General features: G+C 58.4%; 1 protein-coding gene. It reads left to right on the top strand.

The window, feature by feature from the left end:
- Window positions 1-255, top strand: a 255-nt coding sequence (locus ACG01O_RS22305) for a hypothetical protein (protein ID WP_394387810.1), incomplete at both ends; no start/stop codon positions are given.

Below are 255 nucleotides of genomic sequence, written 5' to 3'. Positions count from 1 at the left end.
CAAGGTGCGGTGCCAGATGCTGAGTTGCGTGCCCGTCTTGAAGCCTTGATCACCGAAACCCAGAAACGCAAACCACCGAGCAGGGCCTCCCTGGTCCGCGAGGGATTGATTGATGGAATTCGCCCCGCGCGGTCGTTGCTCGTCGCCATTGCAAAGCTGCCCTGGCAGGCCACCGGCGAGCATCCTGCCATCGAGTACCTTGCCAAGCTGCAAGCTTTATATCTCAAAGGATCCAGAAAGCTGCCAGTTGAAGTG

The sequence above is a fragment of the Pelomonas baiyunensis genome (assembly GCF_043555935.1).
Taxonomy (GTDB): Bacteria; Pseudomonadota; Gammaproteobacteria; order Burkholderiales; family Burkholderiaceae_C; genus Pelomonas; species Pelomonas baiyunensis.
Note: the sequence above shows the minus strand (reverse complement) of the source record. Positions and strands in the feature narration are given on the sequence as shown.